Origin of the sequence: Virgibacillus sp. DJP39 (genome assembly GCF_049310925.1) — a bacterium.
Classification (GTDB): Bacteria; Bacillota; Bacilli; order Bacillales; family Amphibacillaceae; genus Virgibacillus_F.
In genome coordinates this window covers 145,362-168,449 of the sequence record NZ_JBMERP010000001.1, presented here as the reverse complement: position 1 = coordinate 168,449, position 23,088 = coordinate 145,362, and the positions used below count along the sequence as shown (strand labels likewise).

Here is a 23,088-nt window from a genome sequence, read left to right as displayed (position 1 = left end):
CCCCATCCCTATATCAATGCCTTTCTAATCGACACTGCTACAGTTCTTGGGCTATGCACAATTACCGTCGTGTTAGCTTCTGGTATCATCACCCAACCCAATCCAGGAAATACAATATCCATTTTTTCTTCTCTAATTTTAAAGGTGCTTTGAACTAGTTTAGGTAAAGTTGTACGTGTGGATTCATCTGGTGGTGACAAAAACTCACCTACGTGGTCATCATATAGCTTATCTGCATTTTCAAACTTTGTACGATGGATATCCAATTGGTTAGAGAAATAACAAACAAAGGATTGTTTGTCTCCTTTTATAAAATCGATTCTACCTAACCCACCAAAAAATAGAGTTTGCTGGCTGTTTAATTGAAACACCCTTGGTTTAATTTCCTTCGCAGGAGTAATCACCTTTAAATCACTTTTGGATACATAATGTGCCATTTGTTCTTTATTAACGATACCAGGCGTGTCTATTAACACTGAGGAATCATCTAATGGAATTTCAATAAAACCTAAAGTTGTGCCAGGGAAATAAGAGGTTGTTATTACATTTTTGTCACCAGTTGTTTGTTGAATCAGTCGATTTATAAAGGTAGATTTCCCTACATTTGTTGTCCCCACAACATAAACATTACGATTTTTTCTCATTACTTCTATCGCCTCAGTAAGTTTCTCAATACCATGGCCTCTAATAGATGATATTAGATGAACATCCTGAACTTTAATTCCAGCTTCTTTAGCTGATTTCTTTAACCAGTTAATCAGCTTCTGTTTATTGGTAGATTTAGGCAAAAGGTCGACTTTATTTCCCACTAAAATAATGGGCTTGTCACCAATTATTCTTGCTAAGCTTTTGATCATACTTCCATTGACATCGAAAATATCAATTAAATGTACAGCTAAACCGTCTACATCCCGGATTTCACTTACCATTTTCAGAAAGTCATCATCTGTAACAGAAACATCTTGAATTTCATTGTAATGCTTCAACTTAAAACAGCGCTGGCACAGTATAACCTCTTTACTTAACGCTGATTCAGGTGTATAACCAATTTCATCTTGGTTCTTTGTTTGAGTTGGTGCTCCACAGCCTTGACAATGTATATCTTCCATATTTACTCCTCCCAGGTTATCTTGCCTTTTTTCCTCATATAGTTTAGTATTCTACGTTCTATTTTTCGATTAAACTGTGTAATTTTACCATCTGTTTGTACAATAGGAAGGACCAATATGGTATAAAAACCTGCAAAGTTCCCACCCAGCACATCTGTTAATAATTGGTCACCAACTACAACAATGTCCTGTTTATTTAGCCCCATTTGTTTGGCGGCTGTCTTAAATGCACGGCTTAATGGTTTCCTTGCGCTGTAAACAAAAGGCGCATCTAAAGGTTCCGAGAAAATTTTCACACGTTCTTGGTTATTATTTGAAATAATTGTTACTTTAATATCATAATCCTTCATTTGTTTAAACCAGTTAATGATTTCAGGGGTAGCGTCCTGAACATCCCAGGCAACTAATGTATTGTCAAGATCAGTTATAATACCTTTAATACCTTTTTGTTTCAGTTTAGAGGGATGAATATCAAATACCTGTTTCACATGTTCATTTGGTAAAAATTTCTTTAACAATGTTTACACCTCATTATTAACTAAGATCAAGAATAGTCCATTATATACTATATCCTATAACAATTTAACATAATTTTGAACTACTAGCGAAATTTGTCTTTTATCAAAGGTCCAATTATATGCGAAAAACAACTATAAATTGTTAAAAAACGTTCGACAAATTCCCCTATTTTTCTCGTTGTGGATAACTTTACTCACAATGGAAACACTTATAAATCAGGTGATACGACATTTTTTTCACTTTTTATTCACAAGTTATCTACAGGGCGTTGTAGATAACTAATACCTTGTCCTATCAAGGGTTTCATGGTAAATTAAACGTACATTAAGTAATAAACCGTAATACAATTTAGGAGGGCTATAGTTCATGAATCACTTATCCGATGAATTATTACTAGAATCATACCATAAAGCATATGAATTAAAGCTAAGCCCCGACTTCATTTATTTAATTGAAAAAGAAATCCACAAAAGAAGACTGACCCATAAAATGAAATGCTCTGGATAGTTATTTTAAAATTAACTATGGTTACCCTTATCATTATTTGTTAATGATAAGGGTTTTTTATTTTTCAATGACCAAACTTATGATAAGCTATCTTTTGAGTATTATTAGCTTGAGAATAGCTTATCCACTATCATAAAATCTAATTACAGTTTATACTTACTGTACGGTGTATTTTACTATTCTTTTACAAAAATTCTCATCAAAGTTAAAAAATGATTTTATATTATTCAAGGAGGAATCCAATTAGATGATTTTCGCAGTTTTACTTCCACTTCTAATTGCCTGCTTAATTCCATTCTTAAGCAAAGTTAAACATAAGGTACATACAGGAATATTTGTCTTCTTTGTCCCTTTCGTAATTTTTCTCTACTTTATCCAGTTTATCGGTACTAACTTCTCGCCTATCAAAAAAACCTATTATTGGATACCTTCTTTGTCCATAAATCTAGATTTTTACCTGGATGGTTTAAGTCTGCTTTTTGTCTTATTAATAAGCGGCATTGGTGCATTAGTTGTTCTGTACTCGATCTATTACCTCGATAAAACTGAACGTTTAGGACATTTTTATGTCTATTTGATATTGTTTATGGCAGGAATGCTTGGAGTTGTCCTATCAGACAATGTTTTTGTTCTCTATACATTTTGGGAGTTGACTTCTATATCTTCCTTTTTGTTAATTGGCTATTGGCACTTTAATGAACGGTCGCGCTATGGTGCATTAAAGTCTATGCTGATCACTATTTTAGGTGGTTTAAGTATGTTTGGTGGATTTATTCTCTTATCAATCATTACAGATACCACGAGTATTCAAGCAATGATCGATCAAAAAGAGGTTATCCTAAATAGCGCTTATCTCCCATTAATTCTTGGGTTTATTCTTATGGGGGCATTTACCAAATCTGCTCAGTTTCCTTTTCATATTTGGCTACCAGATGCAATGGAAGCACCTACCCCTGTTAGTGCCTATCTCCATTCTGCTACGATGGTTAAAGCCGGATTATTTCTTGTAGCTAGGTTCTCACCTATATTTGCAGGTTACGAATGGTTCTTTATTATTGTCACCATTGCAGGTATTGTCACATTATGCTGGGGATCTTATATGGCAGTTAGACAAACTGATTTAAAGGCTATTCTGGCTTTTTCAACTATAAGTCAGTTGGGTATGATTATGGCTATGCTAGGATTTGGTACAAAGCTAGCTGTATTCGCTGCTGTATTCCATATCTTAAACCATGCGACTTTTAAAGGGAGTCTGTTTATGGTTGCTGGGATCGTGGATCATGAAACTGGTACAAGGGACATACGTAAACTAGGCGGATTACTTACCTTTATGCCGATAACAGCAACTTTAGCGTTATTTGGTACTTTTTCAATGGCCGGTGTACCACTTCCATTTCTAAATGGTTTTTATAGTAAAGAACTTTTCTTTAAATCTAGTCTTCATTTAAATGAAAATGTCGGCGCTTTTGCAGAATGGCTTATTATGATCATTCCTTGGCTAGCTGTTTTGGGAAGTATTTTTACATTTGTTTATTCAATGTATTTCCTGTTTGGCGTCTTTGCAGGCAAACATAAAGAGAAAGAATTGCCAAAGAAACCGCATGAAGCACCACTAGGCATGCTGATCTCTCCTATCCTGTTAGTGAGTCTGGTCATTATCATCGGACTATTTCCTAATTTGTTCAATGGAACATTTTTGGCACATGCTGCTGAGGCTATAAGCGGTGTAGAAACACATAAACATATTGCCTACTGGCATGGATGGGAACCGCAATTCTATATGTCATTGATCGTGGTTGGTCTAGGCACCTTATTAGTTCTTACACGCAAAAGATGGACTGGTGTTTATTCTTTCTTTCCTGGTAAGTTAAGTCTAAATAGGGCTTACGATGCAATCTTAGAAAAATTAGAAGTTTATTCCCAAAAAGTAACTGGGTTTTATATGAATGGTTCACTAAAGCTGTATGTGGCATTGATATTAAGTACTACAGTGGCATTTACTTTTATTATTATGGGCTTAACAGGAGGCTTCTTCTTTGAGCCTGATGAGACATTGAATGTGACAACTATCGAGCTTACTGTAGTTGCCGTTATGATTGCTGCAGCAATTGGAACAATTTTTGCAAAACATAATGTTGCTGCAATACTTGTTCTGGGTGTAGTGGGTTATGGAGTCGCAATTCTGTTTGTCATCTATCGAGCTCCGGATTTAGCATTAACACAACTTGTTATTGAAACAATAACAGTTGCATTGTTTCTATTATGCTTTTTCCACTTACCGAAGTTACAGGTCCCTAAGGAATCTAAAAAGTCTAAACTATTAAATGCAGTTATATCTTTAAGCTTCGGCACAATGATGACATTAATCGGAATTTCTGCCCATAGTAGTGATTGGTTTGATTCTATTGCAGAATATTTCATACACACTTCCCACTCTTTAGGTGGCGGTGATAACGTAGTCAATGTGATATTGGTGGATATGCGTGGGCTTGATACGTTATTTGAGATAACTGTATTAGGTATCGCAGCCCTTGCAATCTACAGCCTCATTAAAATAAAGCGAAAAAAGGAGGCAGAATAAATGGAAATTATCATTTGTATACTTGCAGGGCTATTATTTGCTGCAGGTATATACAACCTCCTTCAAAAACAACTTATACGTATTATTATTGGTACAGCCCTTCTGTCACATGGTGCACATCTATTTATTTTAACAATGGGTAAATTAAAAGACGGAAAGGCTCCTATTCTTCAAGAAGGGGTTACCAATTATACAGATCCATTACCACAGGCTTTAATTCTAACATCAATTGTAATCAGCTTTGGCGTAACCAGCCTACTACTGGTTTTGGCATACCGAGCTGCAAATGATAATGAAACAGATAACATGGATAAATTAAGGGGTAGTAGCGAAAATGAGTAATTTAGCAGTATTACCAATCATCATTCCATTATTAGCTGGTATAATTCTTGCTTTCTTTCCAAAAAAAGTTGAATTAGTGAGATTATGGACCAAAATTTTTTCCATTTCCAGTCTGTTAATTGTGTCATATATTACCTGGCAGGTTATTAATAGAGGAACTATTATACTGGAGACTGGAGCATGGCCTGCTCCATACGGAATAATTTTAGTAGCTGATCCGCTTGCAATAATTCTTGTTTTAACAACAAATATTATTCTTACAGCATGTGCTTTTTATGCACCTCATTCTATGACATTAAAACAAGAGCAACATTACTTTTACTCGTTTATGTTCTTTTTGATTACAGGTGTATCAGGGGCTTTTTTAACGGGAGATCTTTTTAATTTATTTGTATTTTTTGAGGTGTTATTGATGGCCTCCTACGCTTTAATAGTTCTCGGTGGAGGCAAAGTGCAACTTCGTGAGTCGATAAAGTATGTATTGATCAACCTCTTCTCTTCTATACTTTTTGTTACAGCTGTAGCATTTTTGTATGGAGTTGTTGGAACGGTTAATATGGCGCATATTGCTGAGCGTGTTCAAGAAGTTGATCAAAAAGGAATTTTAACAACAATAGGGATTTTGTTCTTTTTCGTATTTGCTACAAAAGCAGCATTATTTCCGTTGTTCTACTGGATGCCAAAATCGTATGTTGTTCCTAACCCAGTCGTTTCTGCTTTATTTGGTGCATTATTAACAAAGGTAGGCATTTACTCGATATTACGTGTATTTTCACTGATATTTGTTTACAAGCTTGATTTAACACACCAAACATTTATTTGGATCGCAGGTTTGTCAATGATATTTGGTATCCTAGGCGCCCTCTCAACGAATAATGTAAAGCTTATAATAGCCTACAACATCATTCCCGCTATTGGTTTTATCATTATGGGTATAGGTGTATTTAATCAGGACGCAATGAGCGGTTCAGTCTATTATTTGATTCACGATATGATCATAAAATGTGCCTTGTTCCTCCTGGTTGGTACAATCGCATATGTAGCTGGTACATCAGACCTAAGAAAGATGGGCGGTCTGATTCATTACTATCCTGTTCTTGGATGGCTTTTATTTCTGGCTGCTTTTATTCTAGCTGGTATTCCTCCATTTAGTGGGTTTATAGGGAAATTATTATTGTTAAAAGGCGCTTTGGCAGATGGTGAAATTGCCATAGTCATTATTGCGTTATTGTCAAGCTTGTTAATTTTGTATTCAATAATGAAAATCTTTATCAAAGGATTCTGGGGTGAAAAGAATCCAGAGTTTGAGTCAAACCTAAAATCAACAAAAGGATTAATTGGACCAATTATCTTTTTGCTTACATTTTCTGTTATTCTAGGTGTAGGTGCTGAGTTCGTTTATCCTACGATTCAGGAAATTTCTTCTTATCTGCTAGACCCAGATATATATATTGATGCTGTTTTAAAGGAGTAAATAAGCTTATGACATTTCAGATTGTAATCAACTTGATCGTTGCAGTAATGTGGATGTTCTTAAAAGAGACATACACAACGGCTAGCTTTATAGGTGGTTATATGCTTGGGATACTATTGTTGTTAGTGTTAAATCGTTTTATTCCAGATTCATTTTACCTAAAACGGTTTTTCAAGACTATACAGCTAGTTCTTTTGTTCATCAAGGAATTAATATCAGCTAACTTAGACATTATTAAATTAGTCTATAAGCGAAAGCCAGAATTTGAGCCTGCAATCTTTGCAATGCCTACACAGTTGAAAAGTAATTGGGAAATTACTTTGCTGGCAAACTTAATTACATTAACACCCGGAACATTAACAGTAGCAATCTCGGAAGACAACACACATCTATATATTCATGCAATGGACATTGATGACATTGATGAGGCCATAGCAGAGATCAAAAATACTTTTGAAAAAGCGATAATGGAGGTTACACGATGAATGAGCTTCTAAATCTAACTGAAAGTTTACTTTATTATTCAACGTTACTCTCAATAATTGGAATTGCTATTTCATTAGTGTTACTTTTATATCGTATAATTGTTGGCCCATCTAATGCAGACCGTGCAGTTGCCCTGGATACGATTGGTATGGGTTTAATGGGATTAGCTGCCCTGATGGCAATTAAACTAAATTCAACAAACTTTAACGACGTTATACTGTTAATAGGAATTCTTTTGTTTATCGGCACGTTGGCAATCGCAAAATTTCTTGAAAAGGGTGTTATCATTGATAGAAATTTGGATTAAAATTATTTTAAACTTTGCTATTAGTTTTTTAATATTGTCTGGTACATTCTTTCTTTTATCAAGTGCGATAGGTGTAATAAGATTTCCAGATATATTTACTCGTCTGCATGCTGCAACAAAGGCAGCAACATTAGGAATAGCTGGGGTGCTAATAGGATCATTTTTGTATCTGTACGTAGCCCAATCAATAATTAGTGGAAAGTTACTTCTAGCCATTGTATTTACCATGTTAACTGCTCCAGTTTCATCTCATATGATTTCCAGAGCAGCACATCGAAATGGTGTAAAACCAGTAACCTTTAACCAAAATGACGCATATGAAGAAGCTATTCAAAAAAGAATAAAGGAATCCCTGAACGAAAAGTGACTATTAGACAATAGTCACTTTTTATTTGTCTTCTTTATCCGGACATACACTAAACTCCCCCCTCTGACATATAGATAAATTATAGGCCAATGCCTAGTGGCAATGTCAGGAGGTGTATGATTTGTCGAGTATTTTAAGCGTTCTTGCATTATTAATAAAAGAAACGCTCTTTTTCGTTTCATATGTAAAAAATCATGCGTTCCCGCAACCACTTCCACCTGATGAAGAAGCGAAGTTTATAAAAGCTATGCAAAACGGCGATGGGCATGCTAGAAATATGCTTATCGAACACAATCTTCGTTTGGTTGCTCACATCGTCAAGAAGTTTGAAAACACAGGAGAAGATATGGAAGATCTAATTTCAATAGGGACAATAGGATTAATTAAAGGCATCGAAAGTTTCTCACCAGACAAGGGAACAAAACTAGCCACCTATGCTGCCCGTTGTATTGAAAACGAAATTTTGATGCACTTAAGAGCTTTGAAAAAGGTCAAAAAAGACGTCTCTTTGCACGATCCAATCGGTCAGGACAAAGAAGGAAACGAAATAAGCTTAATCGATATTTTGGAAACAGAATCAGAGGATGTAATTGAATACATTCAATTACATATGGAATTAGACAAGATGAAAAAGTATTTCTCTATATTAGACGAAAGAGAAAGAGAAGTAATTATCTATCGATATGGTCTAAACAATTATCAGGAAATGACACAACGGGAAATTGCCAAGATGCTAAATATATCTAGAAGCTACGTTTCCCGCATCGAAAAACGAGCATTAATGAAAGTATTTCATGAGTACTTTAAACAGGAAAATCCTAAAAGAAACAGAGGATAATCACGCTTGATTATCCTCTTCTAATTGCTGTTTGATATGATTATATTTAACTATAGAAAATGTTAACACTGTTAAAGAAGACAATAATAATACTGTAAGAATATCCGTGTGATTGGTTAGTGGCCTCTCATAAATATCTATAACAAAACCTATATAAAAATAGATAGTAAGAATAAATAAAGTCTGAATAAATGAATGATAGTCTTTACGCTTGTTTTCTAAATACTTTTGTTTGTTATGCATAGTAAAAAACCTCCCCAACATGAATCGTACCATGAAAGAGAGAGGTTTTTATAAAGCAATATATGGTAATAGTTAAAGTTCCTTAATCATTTTCATAATTAGAGTTGCAGCATTCTTAGCTGCCTTATCTATAAATGCATCGAAGGAAACGGATGATTCTTTACCCGCTATATCTGAAAGTGCACGTATAACCACAAAAGGTGTATTGTACTGGTAACTCACTTGTGCAACTGCTGCAGCTTCCATTTCTGCGGCAATCATACTTGGAAATATCTCTTTAATTCGTTTTACATGATTAAGATCGCTCATGAAGGTATCCGCAGTTGCTATTATACCTTCTTTAGCCGTGACTGATAGAGAATTGGCTACATTCAATGCTATTGAGACCAGTTTTGAATCTGCTGCGAACATAGCCGGCATACCGGGTACCTGACCATAAGCGTAATTAAAGGCTGTTACGTCTACATCATGATGTGTAACGTGGGAAGATACAACAATATCACCAATTTCTAATTCTTCCGCAAAACCACCGGCAGAACCAGTATTAATGATATAGGTTGGATGAAAACGCTCATGCAAAATAGTAGTTGCCATAGCAGCGTTTACTTTTCCGATACCTGACTTTAGTAGGACTACTTCTTTACCGCCCAAAAGCCCTGTTACGAACAAACAATTGGCAACTGTTTGTTCGTTTTTATTTGTAATGCTCTCTTTTAATAGCTCCACTTCTTCATCCATTGCACCAATTATTCCAATAGTCATTATATACCTCCACAAAATCTTTCATACGATGTTAAGAATTATTTTTTTTGTCGTTAACCTTAAGAATTTCCACTTTTGTTGGTTTCCACCCCTTATTATCTACCCATGTGAGGTAAACACGATACGTTTCTTCTTGTGCCTTGCTAGAAACGGTACCTATTACTTCCTGTCCACCAGCATTATGAAGCCACCATGTTATCATATCTCCATCTTGTAGACCTGTGGCCAATCGGAGTGCTTTTTCCATTTCAATTCGATCTTGAGTACCTTCATCAAAGTTTTTAGTATGAGTACCTTCCTGCTCTGTTCCAATAGGTTCCCAATCTGCAGTGTACGCTTCTTTAACATTGTCTCCGGAACCTGCAACTGATTCTTTATTTATACCACTGCTATCCGTGCTGCCATCTTCAGTTGTTTTTTCATCACTTTTCTCTGGATCGTCTTCGGCCCCACTTGTGCTGGTATCTTCTGATGTTGTATTGTCTTTATCCTGATCATCTGCTGCATCATTCTCTTGATCCGTAGGTGCTTCCTCTTTTTCTGAATTTGATTGTCCATTATCAGTTGAATTATCTTCGCTGGTTGGTTCAGTAGAAGGTTGTCCACTTTCTGCTTTTTCTTTGTCATCTCCGCCAAATATAAATACGCCAAGCAAAACGATAATTAATAATCCACCTAAAACCAAAAATATAGAAATAGACTTCGTATTTTTTCTTCTCTTTTCAAATTTATCTACCCTTGAATTAGTATCAAAATCATTCATCGTTTAATTATCCTCCTTCAGACATGCTATTATAATATCATATTTTTAACTTTATTTAATATGTCATATTAAGAATGAATCTTATGAACTAGCCTTAAGAAGTATGATGGGGTAGAAAAAGTCGCCACCGTCACCTGGATCGCCCTATAATTAACTTTTAAATAGACGATGAAAAAGGCGAGATAGCTCTATCCCGCCTTTGTTAATAAAAGTAATTATTTCTAATTTACACCCACAATTTTCACCTGTATATCTCCACCTGGTGTCACTACGGTTACCTCAGTGCCTTTTTGATGCCCTAACAGACTTTTCGCCATTGGAGAATCATTTGAAATTTTCCCTTCGAATGGGTCAGCTTCTGCACTACCAACAATTGTATACGTTTCTTCTTCACCACTAGGTAATTCCTGGAATGTCACAGATTTACCAAGTGATACAATATCTGGATTATCGTTATCGTTTTCAATAATAACAGCGTTGCGAATCATTTTTTCTACTTGAGATATACGGGATTCAACAAATGCTTGATCTTCTTTAGCTGCATCATACTCCGAGTTCTCTGAAAGATCCCCGAAATCGCGGGCCACTTTTATTCGTTCTACAACTTCCTGTCTGCGTTCAGTCTTTAAATGATGCAATTCTTTCTCTAACTTTGATTTTCCCTCTTCTGTCATATAATAGCTTTTCTCTACAGCCATTAACTTACACTCCTTTTTTTGTCTACAGTAAAAAATTACATACTGGAAAAGCTTGGCGCGACCTGCATTTAAGTCAAGAGCCATCGTTTTTCTTATAATGTAAACCTTTTAAAAAATCTGTATATATTTTGACCTAGTATAAAAATGAGCAGCACAAGTATGTACGCCCGGTTAGAAAATTTGGCTTATCGCTCTGAAAGCCTTGTAGCATTTTACTGCTATCAACTAAAACTTATGTTAAAAAACATTCTCTAATCATTACTATGCCAGATTTTATTTAAATTTTCAATACTTTTTCATTTAGATCAGTCACCAACTGCTACTTTTTAAATGTAGGTTGCCATCCTTATTATTGTCTTGACTGATTTCTCGCCAATATATTTTCAATTTTAGTAGCCATTATATCAATTGCTACATGATTTTGTCCACCTTCAGGTATTATGATATCAGCATAGCGTTTTGTAGGTTCTACAAATTGTAAATGCATGGGACGTACATTATTGACATATTGATCAATTACCGAGTCAAGTGACCTGCCACGCTCTTTAATATCACGCATCATACGTCTTATGATCCGTATATCAGCATCTGTATCAACAAATACTTTTATATCCATTAAGTCGACTAATCGCGGATCCTCCAGAATCAAAATCCCCTCAAGTATGATTACTTCCTTTGGTTCAACCACAACTGACTCACTCGAACGTGTATGAATCTTATAATCATAAACTGGTTTACTAATAGATTGATGCATCATTAGCTCTTGCAAATGTTCGATTAATAAATCATTGTCAAACGCCAATGGATGATCATAGTTTGTATTTAATCGTTCCTCAAATGGTAAATGGCTCTGATCTTTATAGTAGTAATCTTGCTCGATTACTAGAATAGTCTTATCAGAAAATCGTTTGCAGATTGACCGTGTAACAGTGGTTTTCCCACTCCCACTACCTCCAGCCACTCCAATAACTACTGGCTTATCTCGCATGTTCGGTGTGCACTCCTTTAGTACTATTTTTTAATGCTAATTGCTATTCCATCACCAATTGGAACTATTGTTGTATGAAATTTATCGTTGTTTAGTAACCACTTGTTGTAGTTATTAATTTTATTGGCAATCTTAGAAACACGTTGATTGTCATTGCTCGGGTTCGCAACATACCCTTTGAATAATACATTATCGGATATAATTAATCCACCTTTTCGAACAGCAGTACTGTACAATTCAAAAAATCGTTGGTATTGACTTTTAGCAGCATCAATAAACAACAGATCAAAAGACTTGTAACTGACAACCTCCTTGACAACTTCAAGGGCATCTCCAAATATAACGTTTATTTGATTTAACCTATTTTGTTCTTCTATTACTTTTACCGCGTATTTATAACGTTCTTCGTCCCGTTCTATCGTTGTAATAAATGCCTCTGGATTCGCTTGCTGCATTCGTAGAGCAGAATAGCCTATTGCTGTTCCAATTTCCAATATACGTTCTGGTTTGTGAATACGAATGAGTTGTTGTAAAAAATGCATGCTAACAGGATCCATGATCGGAACATGATTTTCCTTTGCATAAAATTCCAAGTTATCTACCCACTCTTTATTTAAAGGGAGTGATTCTTGCAGGTATTTTTTAAGTAGTTCATCATGCATAGGCGTTTCTCCTCTATTCAAACTAACTTCAATAGCTGTAATGACAAAAAAACGGGAAATGTGAATTTCAAATCCACACTTCCTAATTGATTTAAAGTACTAATTAACTGTTTCTATTTTAGCTAGTCAATATACCTATCTTTTAACTGCAAATGCTTTTCATACGTCTCTGAGTAATGAATATTTCCTTTATCATCATGCAGGAAATAAATGTTCTTAGATTCCTCTGGTTGAAGAACAGCTTTTAAAGAACTCTCAGAGAAATTTGAGATTGGACCAACTGGTAACCCCTTTATCTTGTAAGTATTGTAGGGGGAGACCACTTCTAAGTCCTTTAGAAGTACCTTTTCTTTATGGCTACCTATCGCATATTGTACAGTAGGGTCTGTCTGTAAAGGCATTCCTTTATCTAATCTATTATAAAAAACACCAGCAATCTTTTTGCGTTGTTCAACTGTTTGTGCTTCATTTTCTACTAAAGATGCCATTGTTAACGCTTCGTGAACAGTAAGCTCCCGTGATGATATGTCATCTAAATATGGTTCGACTACTGACTCAGTCTTCCTAAGCATTTTTTCTACGATAGTATAAACACTAGGCTTTTCTTCATAAAAGTCATAGGTCGCGGCAAATAAATACCCTTCCAAAGGGGTCCGTATATCGGGATTCAAAATTTCTTTTGATAATATTGAAGGATAGTTATCAATTAACGTTTCAATATAGTTTACATTATTTACTTCTTTTAAAAAGGCTTCTTTACTAATTGGTAACTTTTTAGAAAATATTTCTGCCATTTGGCTTATTGATTTCCCCTCAGGGATAGTAACAGTATATTTTGGTTCTCTTAAAACCTTTCCCTTTTTCAGTGATTCTATTATTTCATCTAATTTCATTGAAGGGTTAAATGTATATTTACCGGCTTGAAAATTTGATTCATTTTTAAACTTTATGTAAAAGCGAAGTACACGTGCATCTTTGATAATTCCTTTGTCTTCTAATATAGATGCAATATCAGATGTAGACGAACCCATTGGAATTTCAACATTAATCTCTTTCTCACTTTCTGGATTCACGGGTTGGAGTGCAGACTTTATATACATGTATCCAGAGACTCCACCTACAAGGAGAATCAAAATCAAAGATATTATTACGATAGTAACAATTTTACGGACTGTCTTTGCATCATCACTACGTTTTATTAGGTTGTCCGTATAACTGCCTGGATCTTTCTTCTTGAACATAAGTAAATTAACTCCTCTCATCCGCTACATTATACTAAAAAATAGCCAGAATATCTATGGTTAAAAAGGAATTTGATAGTTTTCTGTTTTTAAGGCTGTTTTCTAAAGAATAGTTGTTTTTGACATAAAAATCTATAAACTGCGACATATGCGCTGGGTTGCTTTCCGCGGGTACGGCCCATAGCCTCGTGCTGTTCTAAGCTGGAGTCAACGGTCCTCAGCGTAAGTCAACTATCATAATAGTAAGTGAGCCACACAGCACTGCTGAAACATCGTGTTAGCGGAGATGTCTAGCTGTGGCTCCCAGCGCAAGCCCTAAGGTGCGCGTAGTGATTTTTCCGCAACGATTGCAGGGCGTCGGAAAAATTTTCACTACGTCGCATTTTGTATCAACTGCGAAGATTAAAAAGCAACAAAACTTGCGAAAAGAGCTATTTTTTTAATAGCACGAACAAGAGCGTAAGGGCACGTTTATTGGCAGTAAAGAAATTAAAAAGAGTCTGATGTCATGAACACACCAGACTCTTTTAGTGCTATAAAGTAAATCCTATTGTTCTGATTCTTCATCTGCAAGAGTATTTAACATCTCTTCAACCATTTCCCATTCTTCATCTGATTCAATAGGGAATAGAGATAGATCGTCATCGTCAGCCTCTTTTTCCTGATAACGAAATGCATAAACCTCTACTTCTTCATCGTCTTTTTGTTCCACTGGGACAACCGCGATATACGATTGCTCTGTTTCGTCTACGTCAAATGTAAATAATACTTCAAATAAGTGTTCCTCACCATTCTCATCTGGTATTACAATACGTTCTTTTTCATCTAATGCCATTAACTAGTCACTCCTTCTTCACTTTTTATCTAAATAGCCCTGTAGGATCATTACAGCCGCCATTTTATCAATAACTTTTTTCCTTTTCTTTCTGCTCATATCCGCTTCCAGAAGAACACGTTCTGCGGCAACAGTTGAAAGCCGTTCATCCCATAAATTTGTAGGTATCTTATGTGTTTTTTCCACATGTTTAGCATAGGCTATACACGCTTCTCCGCGTTCACCTATACTCCCATTCATGTGCTTTGGCAACCCTATTACAATTTCATCGGCTTCATACTTTTCAATAATTGCTTTCAATTCTGCATCAGCCGACTTACGATCGTTTTCTTTCCATTTGATCGTAGTCACACCCTGCGCTGTCCAGCCCAGTGCATCACTAACTGCTACACCTATCGTTTTTGAGCCCACATCCAGCCCTAAAATTATCATTTACTATTCCTCTTGATGATCTAGATAAAATTTAACCAATTCTTCTATTAATTCGTCTCTCTCAAGCTTACGAATAATATTTCGCGCATCATTATATCTCGGTATATACGCGGGGTCACCAGACAATAAATAACCCACAATTTGATTAATTGGATTGTAGCCTTTTTCATTAAGTGCTTCATGGACTGTAAACAAAATTTCTTTTATATCTTGATCAAATGGTTCCTCTGAAAAGTTAAATTTCATTGTTTTATCAATCGAGCTCATAGTGACACCTCATTCCAAGTTTTACCTTCTCCCATCATATTAACATGTTTGGAAATATTATTATATCTTTTTATACTATGAATCATACGAACCAATTAGTTGTTAACAGTTTCACTTACATATTTGCTAGCGTAAGACAGTGCTTCACTAATTTTGCTTGGATCTTTCCCGCCTGCTTGTGCCATATCAGGACGGCCACCTCCACCACCGCCACATAGCTTGGCAGCTCCCTTGATTAAGTTTCCTGCATGTAGTCCTTTTTCAATTAAGTCTTTTGATACACCTGAAGCTAGTTGGACTTTACTATCATTGTCTGTAGCTAATAGGATTATACCAGACTCCATCTTCTGTTTTAAATCGTCTACCATTGCTCTTAGTTGGTTAATATCCTTTACGTTTACTTGTTCAGCTAATAATGGGACACCATTGACCTCTGTGACTCTATCCAAGATTGACGATGCCTCAAGATTAGATAGCTTTGCATTTAACGACTCATTTTCTTTTTGTATACCTTTTAAATCTTTAAACAAGCCCTCGATCTTTTCGGGTACATTTTCTGAACTTGTTTTTAGAAGCTCACCTGATGTTTTTAGAATATCGAGTTTATCATTTACATAATGATACGCATATTTACTGGAAACTGCTTCAATACGGCGTGTTCCTGCACCTATTCCTGTTTCATTGATGATTTTAATCATTCCAATTTCTGCTGTATTCGTAACATGACATCCCCCACATAGCTCAATACTATAATCACTAACTTGTACTACGCGGACTACATCTCCATATTTCTCACCAAATAATGCCATAGCCCCCATTTCTTTTGCTTCAGCAATATTTTTGTTTTCAATTACAAGTGGTATTGATGACCAGATTTTTTCATTAATCTTTGTTTCAATTTGTTTTATTTCGTCATCATTTATGGAACCGAAATGAGAAAAGTCAAACCGTAATTTTTCAGGTGTCACTAGTGACCCAGCTTGATTTACATGGCTGCCTAGAACATCTTTTAAAGCCTGGTGCAATAAGTGAGTTGCAGTGTGGTTTTTGACAACCGCATGTCGGAAGTTACTGTCGACAGATGCTGATACTTGCATACCACGATTAAAACTACCCTTTTTAACCATTACGCGTTGTACATGTTGCCCTTTTGGTGCTTTTTGAACAGTTTCAACATACATGGAAGCATCGTCTGTATAAATCCATCCATTGTCCGCAACTTGTCCACCACTTTCCGCATAGAAAGGTGTTTGATTTAAAAATACAAACGCCACATCACCTTTCTGCAGTGTGTCAACAAATTCTTTTCCCTTAATAATATGAGAGATGGTTGTTTCAACCTCCAGTTGATCATATCCAACAAATTGGCTGTCTATGTCAACTTTGCTTAGGATTTCGTCCTGAACCTGCATGGAGTCAGTTTTTTGCCTAGCATTTCGTGCTCGTTCTCGTTGGCGTTCCATCTCTAATTCGAATCCTTCTCTGTCTATAGTAAACCCTTCTTCTTTTACATATTCTTCCGTTAACTCCTTAGGAAATCCATATGTGTCATATAAGCGGAAGACTTCTTCACCAGGGAACACTGTACTCCCTTTACTTTTTTCTACATTCATAATAGTAGTTAACATCTCTAACCCATCATGCAATGTTTCAAGGAATCTCTCCTCTTCTAGTTTCACTATATTTTCAATATGTTCTTGTTGTTTCAATACTTCAGGGTAGAAATCCTTCATAATAGCACCTACATTTGATACCAGTTTGTACATAAACGGCTTTTCAATTCCTATTTGTTTAGCGAAACGCACAGCTCTTCGGAGAAGTCTGCGTAAGACATAACCACGCCCTTCGTTGGATGGAAGAGCCCCGTCTCCAATAGCAAACGTAACAGTTCTAATATGATCGGCAATTACCTTGTAAGCTGTATCAGCCAGATCAGTTTTCCCATATGAAACAGTTGCAAAATTTTCAACTTCTTTTATAATCGGCATAAATAAATCTGTTTCAAAGTTTGTAGGGGTATCTTGAATAACACAAACCATACGCTCAAGTCCCATTCCAGTATCTATATTCTTATTAGGTAATGGTGTATACGTATCATCAGGATTATGATTGAACTGAGAGAATACTAAATTCCAAATTTCGAGATACCGATCATTTTCGCCGCCTGGGTATAACTCAGGATCATCTGGATCATTCCCGTATTTTTCACCTCGATCAAAAAAAATCTCAGTATTTGGCCCACTTGGTCCTTCCCCAATGTCCCAAAAGTTTTCCTCTAGACGAATAATTCGTTCTTTAGGTATTTTAATATCATTTAGCCAAATATTATATGCTTCATCGTCTTCAGGATGAACTGTAACAGCTAGAAGTTCAGGATCAAAGCCTATCCATTTTTTACTTGTTAAAAACTCCCAGCCCCACTCGATTGCTTCTTTCTTAAAATAGTCTCCAATTGAAAAGTTTCCAAGCATTTCAAAAAACGTATGGTGGCGTGCGGTAAATCCAACGTTTTCAATATCATTTGTTCGAATTGATTTCTGAGCATTAACTAAACGGGGATTATCAGGAATAACCCTGCCATCGAAATATTTTTTTAGTGTGGCTACACCACTATTAATCCACAATAAAGTTGGATCCTCAACAGGTACTAGTGAAGCGCTAGGCTCAACTCGATGACCTTTTTCTTTGAAAAAATCAATATACATTTGTCTTACTTCAGCAGATGTTAATTGTTTCATTCTTGTTCCTCCTAATAGATTTCTATAAACAGACTCTCTGTCACAGCAAGCCCATTCCGCTTTAAAATAGATCCAGCTCCATGGGCTAACGACTCGAGACATAGTCAATAAACACTACGAGGATTAAACCTTTTCCTCTTCGGTTTCTTGTCTATGCTTTTCGTCGCTGAACAAGCCCATTCCGCTTTAAAATTAAAAAAAATCCCATCTCTGCATTAATGCAGGGACGAGATTATTCGCGGTACCACCCTAATTATGAACAACATGATTTGTTATTCATCACTTGATCATAATAACGGTTTGAAACCGATGGTTATTAACCACACTCCAGTTTAGCTTTCCATGACTCAGGCTATAGAATTCCTCTCAGCCATGGGAATTCCTCTCTTTAAAGCTTGATACTTCATGTACTTAGAACCTTCAACATTTTTAATATAAATATGTTTTTCCTTTAACTTACCCTTTAGAAATTTAATTGAATTAAGTATAAGTATATTTTTTTCAGATGTCAATTAAGAAGTTTTTTTGACCTAACCTGATTAACAATTTCCTTCGTTACAGTTAGAACTGGAACTGCGAGCAGCAAACCTATAACCCCTCCAATCTCACCTCCAATAAGCAGAGCAAAGATAATGGCTACAGGGTGAATATGAATACTCTTTCCAACAATATAGGGTGACAGTAAGTTACTTTCAATTAATTGAATGGTAAAAACCGTTATGACCACAAACAACACTAGTTGTGTTGAAACCGTAAAAGCGATAGCCACTGCAGGTAACATACCAATAATTGGGCCAAAATAAGGAATGAAATTAAAGATACCCACTATAATCGCAAGTACTAAAGCATACTTTAAGCCTAAAAAATAAAAGCAACCAAATGATGCAACAATTACAAAAAGACTTACTAACAACTGTCCACGTATATAATTCCCCAAGCTTTTATCAATAGAAAAAAGAACGTCATGTGCTCTTGTGTGATAGGACTCTGGAATCCACTTTTTGAACCAATTCTTAATTTTATCTGTGTCCTTCAAGAAATAAAATACGAGAACAGGTATTACTGTAAGCAGAACGATTATATCAAATATCCTTGTAATGGAAGTTGCTATTTTTTCTATCAGTTTTCCTAAGGTGTTTTCTATTTTCATAAACAGACTATCCATCTTATCATGAACTGTTTCTGGCAAAAAAGCAGTGGACTCATACATTTGATAAATCAAATTTTTATACAGTGTGGTGAATTCTGGGATTTGTTCACTTAATTCAGTTAGTTGCCTAATAAATAGTGGATAGATCTGCTTAACGGTAAATAGGATACCACCAAAAAACAATATGTATATGATCAGAATGGTTAATCCTTTAGGAATGTTAAGTGAATGGAGTTTCAGTACCAATGGATATAACAGGTATGCAATAAACAACGCTATTAGAAATGGGGAAAGAATACTCCCTAAAAAGGAAAAAACAGCTCCATAGAAAGGGAACAGTTTTACAAAAAGAAAAAATAATAAGAAGCATAAAATGGCGATTATTAACCAATACAAAACAGTTGTTTGGTTCTTTTCTTTAAACATATTGGGCGCCCCTAAGTTTTAAAAGTAATATATATTTAAAACTAATCACCACTGTATTCTTCTTTCTTCATCAGTAAACAAATCATTTAAACAGCTTAAAGAACCGTCTGATTCAATTTGATTAATAATAACTTCCTCATTAACTACTGTTATTTCAATAAAACAGTTCCAGCAATAGTATTGCTGGGTGCCTATTTTGCCTAAGTCTTTCCGATTACAATTTGGGCATTCCATAAGTAGCACTACTCCTTTTAATGGCTGTACATTATTATGTTATGCTTACCCAAATTTTATGATATTATACACATTTTTACATGAAATCGTAAGGCGAAATTTCTTCCTCTGCTTCGCTGACTTGTTTTGTTAAATCATCAGATAAACGACTCTGAAGTTGTTTAACAAGACTGGTATAACGTTTGTTCGTATCCATTGTGTTAACTCCATGAAGAAATGCATGTGTTTCTCCGCATATTATTAAGGACTGCTTACTTCTTGTAATTGCTGTATATAATAAATTCTTACGCAGCATACGGTTGTATGTTGAAACAACTGGCAATAAAACAATTGGAAATTCACTTCCCTGTGACTTATGGATAGAAATACAATATGCATGCATGATGTTTGTATAATCTTTTCTTTCATAAACAACTTCTTTACCTTCATAATTTACAACGATCTGTTCTACATTCTCAATATTTTCATTTTCAAAAAAGATAGCAACAATTTCACCAATATCACCGTTTGAAACGCCATCTTCAGGTTGGTTAACTAATTGCAATACTTTATCACCAACGCGGAAAATTGTTTCATACAGTTTAACTTCCCGCTTACCTTTTGTTTTTGGATTAACAATGGTCTGCAATGTTTTGTTAATAACTGTTATACCTGCTTGTGAGCGATACATTGGGGCTAATACTTGAATGTCTTTTAATTCAATACCTTTGTTCTCGGCGTGAGAAAACACTTTTGAAATCACATCAATCATATGGTATTCATTGCATTTCAAGAAACTAAAATCCTCATCATTTTGAAGTGATTCTTCGGTACATTCGTTTTTTTTAATAGTATGGGCCAATTGGATAATCTTTGATCCTTCTTTTTGTCTATATACATCATTTAGGCTGACAAGTGGAATCGACTCACTGGTTAATAGATCGGTAAGTACCTGCCCAGGGCCAACTGAGGGTAATTGATCTTCATCCCCAACCAGCAGAACTTGCATATCATCTGGTATTGCTTTAAATAAACTGTTGGCCAGCCAGATATCTACCATTGAGAATTCATCTACAATCAGGAACTTTCCTGTTAATGGTTCATTTTGATCCTTATCAAACCCATTATTTCCATCCCATCCAAGCAAACGATGTATGGTGACAGCAGGCAGACCAGTCGATTCATTTAGCCGTTTAGCTGCCCGCCCAGTTGGAGCTGTTAATACAAATGGGAAATCTGATTTTTTTTCATAATCTCCTGGATCCACGGAAACGTCGTTAATAGCTGCATACGCATCTACAATACCTTTAATTACCGTCGTTTTTCCTGTTCCAGGACCCCCAGTTACAATCATTAGTTTAGAATGCAAAGATTGATTAATAGCATTGAACTGTTCTTTTCCATAGCTTAATGTTTCCTCTTCTTCAATATCACCAATAATCTTCATCATTTCTGCTAACGGTGTTTCCTGCTCTATAGGCTTTGAAATCAGTCGCTTGACATGCGAAGCAAAACCATCTTCTGCATAATACAAGGAAGGTAAATATACATTACCATCATAAATTATAATTGCCTTCTCTGTGTTTAATGCATCCAGCCTTTTTTCAACAGTATCGTCATTGAGTTCAGTCCCTGAGTATCCCAATAACTGAATAACATTTGTTATACATTTATTAATAGGCATGTATACATGACCATCTTGCACACTTTTTTGCATCACAAATATACATCCAGCGCCAATTCGATTTGGATGTGTCAGCGACAGTCCATTTATTCCTGCAATTTCATCTGCCTTTTGGAACCCAAATCCATCTACTTTAAATACATATTGGTACGGATCATTTTTAAGTACTTCAATTGATTCATCCTTATATACCTGATAAATTTTTTGAGCAAGCTTTAACCCAATGCCGTACTTAGCCAAATTTACAACTATATGTTCAAAGCCTTCATTTTCCTGTAAGGTTTTTACTAATTGTTCAGCTTTATCTGGCTTCAATCCTTTTACTCTGTCTAAAAGTCTTGGATTTGTTAATATTTGTGAAATAGCATTTTCACCAATATGTTCAATGATTTTACTCGCAGTTTTTTTACCAATTCCATAAAATAAGTCGCTTGATAAATAGGCAATTAAACCATCTGTTGTATCGGGTACATTTGATTCGTAAGAACTAACCTGATACTGTAACCCAAACTTACTATGCCGCTCTATTTCTCCATAAAAAATATAGTCTTTGGTTTCCTGTAAGTTCGAGAAATGCCCCTTTACAACAATTTCTTTGTCCTGTATCTCTTCATTAGTATCAAGGACCTTAATTTTCGCAATTGAAAAATGCTCAGTAGCATTATGAAAAATTGTGTATAGAAGCTCACCTTTAATATACTTTTGTATATCAAGTTCCCCAGATTGCTCTATTTTTCCCATCAAAACAACCCCACTATTCTCACTTTTGGTTTCGGTTTTGGTCAATTATCATTTGTGTTTGTTCTTTAGCATTTGCTGCTAACTTATGATCCTCCTGGATAGACAAAGCGTCATCAAAGTGATTGATAGCTGTATCCAGTTGATCATCATAAAGCGCTATTACTCCTAAATTGTAATACGCATCGCTATGTTCCTTATTAAGTTTTAGCACGTTTTCAAAAGCCGACTTCGCCTCCTTTAAATGATCACTTTGTGCTAAGGTTAAAGCATACTGAAAAGCAATTTCATCATCTGTTGGTTGTAATTCTGTTGCTCGAAGCAGATAAGGTAATGCAAGCTTCATTTGCTGCTGACTTTGAAGTGTCATTCCTAACATGAAATAAACATCGCCCTCTTCTAAGCCTAACTCAATTGCTTTTTGAAAGTTTTCCTGTGCTTTAGGATAGACCGACTCTTCTAAATACACATTTCCCAGACCATAATAAGCAGTTGCAGCATGTTCATCCAGTTCAATTGCTTTTTCGAAAAAACGTTGCGCACGAGGTAGTTCGTGCAGATGAATTAATAAATTACCAAAGTTAATGTAACCGATTGGGTTGTCAGGTTGTTCTTCAATAATTTCAGTAAAAAGTTTTGCAGACTCTTCGAATTTTTGCTCCTGCATGTATTCAATTGCTTGCTGCATTTTTTCCATTTTCAACACCACACTTTTCAA

General features: G+C 35.5%; 25 protein-coding genes and 1 other annotated feature. Of the genes, 8 read left to right on the top strand and 17 right to left on the bottom strand.

Features of this window, described 5'->3' with window-relative positions; translation table 11 throughout:
- Positions 1 to 8 precede the first annotated feature (8 nt).
- Both yqeH and ACOI1D_RS00810 read right to left on the bottom strand, forming a co-directional pair.
- A complete protein-coding gene (gene yqeH / locus ACOI1D_RS00815) occupies positions 9 to 1,109 on the bottom strand; it encodes a ribosome biogenesis GTPase YqeH (RefSeq protein WP_422498373.1) in 1,101 nt (366 codons plus the stop codon).
- Between the two features lie 2 nt (positions 1,110 to 1,111).
- Positions 1,112 to 1,627, bottom strand: a complete 516-nt coding sequence (locus ACOI1D_RS00810; RefSeq protein WP_422498372.1) for a YqeG family HAD IIIA-type phosphatase — start codon at positions 1,625 to 1,627, stop codon at positions 1,112 to 1,114.
- A 367-nt stretch (positions 1,628 to 1,994) separates the two neighbouring features.
- Here ACOI1D_RS00810 and ACOI1D_RS00805 point away from each other — a divergent pair, with 367 nt between their 5' ends.
- From ACOI1D_RS00805 to sigK, 8 genes are all read left to right on the top strand, one after another.
- Positions 1,995 to 2,135 (top strand): sporulation histidine kinase inhibitor Sda, encoded by a 141-nt coding sequence (locus tag ACOI1D_RS00805; RefSeq protein WP_422498371.1) that lies wholly within the window; start codon positions 1,995 to 1,997, stop codon positions 2,133 to 2,135.
- 247 nt (positions 2,136 to 2,382) lie between these two features.
- Positions 2,383 to 4,716, top strand: coding sequence for a Na+/H+ antiporter subunit A (locus ACOI1D_RS00800; protein ID WP_422498370.1), 2,334 nt, complete (start codon positions 2,383 to 2,385; stop codon positions 4,714 to 4,716).
- Positions 4,717 to 5,058, top strand: a complete 342-nt coding sequence (locus ACOI1D_RS00795; RefSeq protein WP_422498369.1) for a Na(+)/H(+) antiporter subunit C — start codon at positions 4,717 to 4,719, stop codon at positions 5,056 to 5,058.
- Entirely contained in the window at positions 5,051 to 6,532 is a 1,482-nt protein-coding gene (locus tag ACOI1D_RS00790) for a Na+/H+ antiporter subunit D (RefSeq protein ID WP_422498368.1), read from the top strand. Before ACOI1D_RS00795 ends, ACOI1D_RS00790 begins: the two co-directional genes overlap by 8 nt.
- Positions 6,533 to 6,540: 8 nt before the next feature.
- Positions 6,541 to 7,017 (top strand): Na+/H+ antiporter subunit E, encoded by a 477-nt coding sequence (locus ACOI1D_RS00785; RefSeq protein ID WP_422498367.1) that lies wholly within the window; start codon positions 6,541 to 6,543, stop codon positions 7,015 to 7,017.
- Positions 7,014 to 7,325, top strand: a complete 312-nt coding sequence (locus tag ACOI1D_RS00780; protein ID WP_422498366.1) for a Na(+)/H(+) antiporter subunit F1 — start codon at positions 7,014 to 7,016, stop codon at positions 7,323 to 7,325. The genes ACOI1D_RS00785 and ACOI1D_RS00780 overlap by 4 nt, the downstream gene beginning before the upstream one ends.
- Positions 7,306 to 7,692: a monovalent cation/H(+) antiporter subunit G gene (mnhG, locus tag ACOI1D_RS00775; protein ID WP_422498365.1), complete on the top strand. Its 387-nt coding sequence runs from the start codon at positions 7,306 to 7,308 to the stop codon at positions 7,690 to 7,692. Before ACOI1D_RS00780 ends, mnhG begins: the two co-directional genes overlap by 20 nt.
- Before the next feature lie 121 nt (positions 7,693 to 7,813).
- Entirely contained in the window at positions 7,814 to 8,530 is a 717-nt protein-coding gene (sigK, locus tag ACOI1D_RS00770; RefSeq protein WP_422498364.1) for an RNA polymerase sporulation sigma factor SigK, read from the top strand.
- On the opposite strand, the gene ACOI1D_RS00765 is transcribed toward sigK, so the two are convergent.
- From ACOI1D_RS00765 to ACOI1D_RS00695, 15 genes are all read right to left on the bottom strand, one after another.
- A complete protein-coding gene (locus tag ACOI1D_RS00765; RefSeq protein WP_422498363.1) occupies positions 8,531 to 8,773 on the bottom strand; it encodes a YrhC family protein in 243 nt (80 codons plus the stop codon).
- Positions 8,774 to 8,845: 72 nt separating this feature from the next.
- A complete protein-coding gene (gene mtnN / locus ACOI1D_RS00760; RefSeq protein ID WP_422498362.1) occupies positions 8,846 to 9,535 on the bottom strand; it encodes a 5'-methylthioadenosine/S-adenosylhomocysteine nucleosidase in 690 nt (229 codons plus the stop codon).
- A 31-nt stretch (positions 9,536 to 9,566) separates the two neighbouring features.
- The gene (locus tag ACOI1D_RS00755; protein ID WP_422498361.1) at positions 9,567 to 10,298 is read right to left on the bottom strand and encodes a DUF1510 family protein; all 732 of its coding nucleotides are present in this window, start codon (positions 10,296 to 10,298) and stop codon (positions 9,567 to 9,569) included.
- 221 nt (positions 10,299 to 10,519) lie between these two features.
- Positions 10,520 to 10,996, bottom strand: a complete 477-nt coding sequence (gene greA, locus ACOI1D_RS00750; RefSeq protein ID WP_422498360.1) for a transcription elongation factor GreA — start codon at positions 10,994 to 10,996, stop codon at positions 10,520 to 10,522.
- Positions 10,997 to 11,345: 349 nt separating this feature from the next.
- On the bottom strand, positions 11,346 to 11,984 hold the full coding sequence (gene udk, locus ACOI1D_RS00745; protein WP_422498359.1) for a uridine kinase: 639 nt from the start codon (positions 11,982 to 11,984) through the stop codon (positions 11,346 to 11,348).
- Between the two features lie 23 nt (positions 11,985 to 12,007).
- Entirely contained in the window at positions 12,008 to 12,646 is a 639-nt protein-coding gene (locus ACOI1D_RS00740; RefSeq protein WP_422498358.1) for an O-methyltransferase, read from the bottom strand.
- A 122-nt stretch (positions 12,647 to 12,768) separates the two neighbouring features.
- The gene (mltG, locus tag ACOI1D_RS00735) at positions 12,769 to 13,887 is read right to left on the bottom strand and encodes an endolytic transglycosylase MltG (protein WP_422498357.1); all 1,119 of its coding nucleotides are present in this window, start codon (positions 13,885 to 13,887) and stop codon (positions 12,769 to 12,771) included.
- Positions 13,888 to 14,434: 547 nt separating this feature from the next.
- Positions 14,435 to 14,722, bottom strand: a complete 288-nt coding sequence (locus tag ACOI1D_RS00730) for a DUF1292 domain-containing protein (protein WP_422498356.1) — start codon at positions 14,720 to 14,722, stop codon at positions 14,435 to 14,437.
- A gap of 18 nt (positions 14,723 to 14,740) precedes the next feature.
- On the bottom strand, positions 14,741 to 15,154 hold the full coding sequence (gene ruvX, locus ACOI1D_RS00725; RefSeq protein WP_422498355.1) for a Holliday junction resolvase RuvX: 414 nt from the start codon (positions 15,152 to 15,154) through the stop codon (positions 14,741 to 14,743).
- 3 nt (positions 15,155 to 15,157) lie between these two features.
- Positions 15,158 to 15,421 (bottom strand): IreB family regulatory phosphoprotein, encoded by a 264-nt coding sequence (locus ACOI1D_RS00720; RefSeq protein ID WP_422498354.1) that lies wholly within the window; start codon positions 15,419 to 15,421, stop codon positions 15,158 to 15,160.
- A gap of 95 nt (positions 15,422 to 15,516) precedes the next feature.
- Entirely contained in the window at positions 15,517 to 18,159 is a 2,643-nt protein-coding gene (gene alaS, locus ACOI1D_RS00715) for an alanine--tRNA ligase (protein WP_422498353.1), read from the bottom strand.
- Positions 18,160 to 18,378: 219 nt separating this feature from the next.
- Positions 18,379 to 18,592 (bottom strand) — a binding site (T-box leader).
- Between the two features lie 75 nt (positions 18,593 to 18,667).
- On the bottom strand, positions 18,668 to 19,735 hold the full coding sequence (locus ACOI1D_RS00710) for an AI-2E family transporter (protein WP_422498352.1): 1,068 nt from the start codon (positions 19,733 to 19,735) through the stop codon (positions 18,668 to 18,670).
- Positions 19,736 to 19,780: 45 nt separating this feature from the next.
- Positions 19,781 to 19,969 carry a hypothetical protein gene (locus ACOI1D_RS00705; RefSeq protein ID WP_422498351.1) on the bottom strand — a complete coding sequence of 63 codons (189 nt, stop codon included), beginning with the start codon at positions 19,967 to 19,969 and terminating at the stop codon, positions 19,781 to 19,783.
- 76 nt (positions 19,970 to 20,045) lie between these two features.
- A complete protein-coding gene (locus tag ACOI1D_RS00700; RefSeq protein WP_422498350.1) occupies positions 20,046 to 22,373 on the bottom strand; it encodes an ATP-dependent RecD-like DNA helicase in 2,328 nt (775 codons plus the stop codon).
- A gap of 19 nt (positions 22,374 to 22,392) precedes the next feature.
- On the bottom strand, positions 22,393 to 23,067 hold the full coding sequence (locus ACOI1D_RS00695; protein WP_422498349.1) for a tetratricopeptide repeat protein: 675 nt from the start codon (positions 23,065 to 23,067) through the stop codon (positions 22,393 to 22,395).
- Positions 23,068 to 23,088: the final 21 nt, after the last annotated feature.

Bases quoted from the DNA above. Each gene is read 5' to 3' on its own strand.
- yqeH (WP_422498373.1), bottom strand. From the start codon at position 1,109: ATGGAAGATATACATTGTCAAGGCTGTGGAGCACCAACTCAAACAAAG.
- ACOI1D_RS00805 (WP_422498371.1), top strand. From the start codon at position 1,995: ATGAATCACTTATCCGATGAATTATTACTAGAATCATACCATAAAGCA.
- ACOI1D_RS00800 (WP_422498370.1), top strand. From the start codon at position 2,383: ATGATTTTCGCAGTTTTACTTCCACTTCTAATTGCCTGCTTAATTCCA.
- ACOI1D_RS00795 (WP_422498369.1), top strand. From the start codon at position 4,717: ATGGAAATTATCATTTGTATACTTGCAGGGCTATTATTTGCTGCAGGT.
- ACOI1D_RS00790 (WP_422498368.1), top strand. From the start codon at position 5,051: ATGAGTAATTTAGCAGTATTACCAATCATCATTCCATTATTAGCTGGT.
- ACOI1D_RS00785 (WP_422498367.1), top strand. From the start codon at position 6,541: ATGACATTTCAGATTGTAATCAACTTGATCGTTGCAGTAATGTGGATG.
- ACOI1D_RS00780 (WP_422498366.1), top strand. From the start codon at position 7,014: ATGAATGAGCTTCTAAATCTAACTGAAAGTTTACTTTATTATTCAACG.
- ACOI1D_RS00765 (WP_422498363.1), bottom strand. From the start codon at position 8,773: ATGCATAACAAACAAAAGTATTTAGAAAACAAGCGTAAAGACTATCAT.
- mtnN (WP_422498362.1), bottom strand. From the start codon at position 9,535: ATGACTATTGGAATAATTGGTGCAATGGATGAAGAAGTGGAGCTATTA.
- ACOI1D_RS00755 (WP_422498361.1), bottom strand. From the start codon at position 10,298: ATGAATGATTTTGATACTAATTCAAGGGTAGATAAATTTGAAAAGAGA.
- greA (WP_422498360.1), bottom strand. From the start codon at position 10,996: ATGGCTGTAGAGAAAAGCTATTATATGACAGAAGAGGGAAAATCAAAG.
- udk (WP_422498359.1), bottom strand. From the start codon at position 11,984: ATGCGAGATAAGCCAGTAGTTATTGGAGTGGCTGGAGGTAGTGGGAGT.
- ACOI1D_RS00740 (WP_422498358.1), bottom strand. From the start codon at position 12,646: ATGCATGATGAACTACTTAAAAAATACCTGCAAGAATCACTCCCTTTA.
- mltG (WP_422498357.1), bottom strand. From the start codon at position 13,887: ATGTTCAAGAAGAAAGATCCAGGCAGTTATACGGACAACCTAATAAAA.
- ACOI1D_RS00730 (WP_422498356.1), bottom strand. From the start codon at position 14,722: ATGGCATTAGATGAAAAAGAACGTATTGTAATACCAGATGAGAATGGT.
- ruvX (WP_422498355.1), bottom strand. From the start codon at position 15,154: ATGATAATTTTAGGGCTGGATGTGGGCTCAAAAACGATAGGTGTAGCA.
- ACOI1D_RS00720 (WP_422498354.1), bottom strand. From the start codon at position 15,421: ATGAGCTCGATTGATAAAACAATGAAATTTAACTTTTCAGAGGAACCA.
- alaS (WP_422498353.1), bottom strand. From the start codon at position 18,159: ATGAAACAATTAACATCTGCTGAAGTAAGACAAATGTATATTGATTTT.
- ACOI1D_RS00710 (WP_422498352.1), bottom strand. From the start codon at position 19,735: ATGTTTAAAGAAAAGAACCAAACAACTGTTTTGTATTGGTTAATAATC.
- ACOI1D_RS00705 (WP_422498351.1), bottom strand. From the start codon at position 19,969: ATGGAATGCCCAAATTGTAATCGGAAAGACTTAGGCAAAATAGGCACC.
- ACOI1D_RS00700 (WP_422498350.1), bottom strand. From the start codon at position 22,373: ATGGGAAAAATAGAGCAATCTGGGGAACTTGATATACAAAAGTATATT.
- ACOI1D_RS00695 (WP_422498349.1), bottom strand. From the start codon at position 23,067: ATGGAAAAAATGCAGCAAGCAATTGAATACATGCAGGAGCAAAAATTC.